Source organism: Bacteroidota bacterium, from assembly GCA_038746285.1.
In the GTDB taxonomy this organism is placed as follows: domain Bacteria; phylum Bacteroidota; class Rhodothermia; order Rhodothermales; family JANQRZ01; genus JANQRZ01.
Genome location: JBCDKT010000105.1, coordinates 1 through 2,668, shown reverse-complemented (window position 1 = coordinate 2,668; position 2,668 = coordinate 1). Strand labels below are relative to the sequence as shown.

Below are 2,668 nucleotides of genomic sequence, written 5' to 3'. Positions count from 1 at the left end.
GCGACGTCGTAGGGCCGCTGCCCGGCGAGGAGTTCGTAGAGCACCACGCCGAGGGCGTAGACATCGGTCGCCGTCGTGACGGCCTCGCCGCGCACCTGCTCCGGGGCGGCGTACTCGGGCGTCATCACCTGCATCCCCGTCCGCGTCAGCGCCTCGGCGAGACTGGCTGCGTCGCTGCCGAGGTCCTTCCCGACGAGCTTGGCGATGCCGAAGTCGAGCAGCTTCGCCTGCGGTGCCCTCCGGTCGTCCTCGGCCACGAGGATGTTCGACGGCTTGAGGTCGCGGTGGACGACGAGGTTGCGGTGGGCGTAGGCGACGGCCTCGCAGACCTGGAGGAAGAGGCGTACCCGCCCCTCGACCCGCAGGCCGGCCTCGCGGACGTACGCCGTCAGCGGCACACCGTCGACAAACTCCATCGCCAGCCACGGCAGGTCGCGCCCCAGAGGTCCGCCCGCAGCCACGCCGCCGTCGAGGAGGCGGGCGACGTGGGGGTGCTCCAGGCGGGCGAGGATCTGCCGCTCAGCCCGGAAGCGCCGGGCCGCGTCGGGCGAGGCGAAGGCGTGGGAGAGAACCTTGAGCGCGACGGTTTGCTCGAACGCCCCGTCGGCGCGCTCGGCGCGGAAGACGGTCCCCATGCCGCCCTGCCCGACCTCGCCGGCGAGCCGGTACGGTCCGACGCGGGCGTCGTCCGGCAGCCGGTTCCGGACGCTCGGCCCGACCTCAGCCCCGAGGGCCGGCTCCTCGAACCGGTCGGCGGCCTCGGCCTCGTCGTGCGCCGCGAGGAGGCCGTCGAGGTCGGCGCGCAGTTCCGCGTCGCCGAGGCGGTCGAGGAATGCGGCGCGCGCGTCGGGGTCGAGGTCAGCGGCGTCGGCGAGGAGCGCCTTGAGGCGCTCCCACCGGGCCGGGTCGGCAAGGGCCATGCGAGTGAAAGGAAGGACGAAGCGATAAGCTACGGTGCCGAAGCGCCGCGCGTGTGTCACCCCTGCTCGCTCAGCGACTCTGCTTCGCTGGTGCGCCCGTTGGCCATGAGGAAGTCGGCGAGCCGGGTGCGCGCCTCGTCGGTGCGGGGGTGGTCGTCGCCGAGCGCGGCGCGCACCCCGTCGTAGCCGCCGCGAAGAAGGCGATCGGCTTCGGCGGCGCGGCCGAGCTGGGCCAGGCAACCGCCGAGGAGGCTTTCGCCGTTGCTGAGCAGCCAGTGCTCCGGCGGGAGCATCGCGCGCCGGCTCCCGAGGCTCGCTTCGAGCAGCGCCGCGCCGCGCTGCGGGTCGCCTGCGTTGCAGAAGGCCCCCCCGACGACGCTCTGCGCGTAGGCCAGGAAGGGGTGGCCCGGCTCCAGCGCCGCCTCGGCCGTGGCGAGCACCGCCGTGCCCTCCTGCTCAGCCTCGTCCGTGCGCCCGACCCGGTTCAGATGGTTGACGAGGGACACGCGCATGGCGATTGCTTCCGGGTGGTCCTCGCCGAGGTGGTCGGCCGCCAACGTCCACGCTTCACGGAAGTCCGCCGTCGCCTCCTCCGGCCGGCCGAGGTCGCTGAGGGCACCAGCCCGGTTGACGAGCGCGAAGGGCAGCTGGTAGGTGGCCCCCGGGTTGTCATCCTGCCGCAGCGCCGCGACCATGTCCGAAAAGGCCTCCACGGCCTGTGCGGTTTCGCCTCGCTCCAGCAGCAGCACGGCGAGGTTGTTCAGCGTTGAGGCGGTCTCGATGCCCAGCGTCCGCCGAAGAGCTACGGATTCCCGGTAGGCCACCTCCGCGCTGTCGACTCGCCCCAGCGCTCCGAGGGTCCCGCCGTAGTTGTTGAGAGCAACCGCGAGTTGGGGCTCGTCGCCTGGCTCTCGGAGGAGGGCAATCGCACGCTGGTGATAGGCCTCAGCCTCGGCGGGGCGTCCTGCTCCGGTCAGGGCGAGGGCGAGGCCGTCGAGTGCCCAGCCGCGCCGGACGTCGCCTGCGGGGAGCGTGGCGAGGGCACGCCGGGCGTGGTGCTCGGCGCGCGCCGGGAGGCCGCGTCCGTTGTAGACCCCCGCGAGCGAAGTGTGAATGGCTCCGGCAACCTGGGGGGAGGTCGCCTCGCGGTCCACGCGCGCCGCCGCGCTGTCGAGCACGGTGCTGAGGGGTGCGTCGGGGTCGCCCTCCGTCGGGTTGCCCATGAGGATGGTGTCTTCCAGAAAGTCGAGGGTACCCTCCACTTGGACGAGGGCTGCGGCCGCCCGGTCGCGCTCCGCAGCAGCGACGCCGGCCTGCCACAGTGCGACGCCCGCGCCGGTGACGAGAGCCAGCACCACGAGCGCCGCCGCCGCCGTCCCGACGCGGTGGCGCTCGACGAACTTGCGCGCCCGGTACCCCGCCGTCGCCGGACGGGCGGTGACGGGGAGGCCGTCCAGGTGCCGCCCCAGATCGTCGGCGAGCGCGGCGGCCGACGCGTAGCGCTGCCCTGGCTCCTTCGCCAGTGCTTTGAGGACGATCGTGTCGAGGTCGCCGCGCAGCCGCTGAGCGGCGAGTGCGCCGGCCTCGTACTCGGCGGGCCGGACCGAGGCCGAGGGGCGGGTCGGGGCCGTGTCGCAGATCGTCCGTTCGACCTCGCTCGGCGAGAGGCCCGCGACGTCGTAGGGCCGCTGCCCGGCGAGGAGTTCGTAGAGCACCACGCCGAGGGCGTAGACATCGGTCGCCGTCGT

Annotated in this window: 2 protein-coding genes; both read right to left on the bottom strand. The window is 73.7% G+C overall.

Translation table 11 applies throughout. From position 1 onward, the window contains the following. On the bottom strand, positions 1–920 hold a 920-nt coding region (locus AAGI91_17560), incomplete at its 3' end, for a serine/threonine-protein kinase (protein ID MEM1044420.1). A 56-nt stretch (positions 921–976) separates the two neighbouring features. Next, positions 977–2,668: tetratricopeptide repeat protein (locus tag AAGI91_17555; GenBank protein ID MEM1044419.1), on the bottom strand; the 1,692-nt coding region annotated here is incomplete at its 5' end.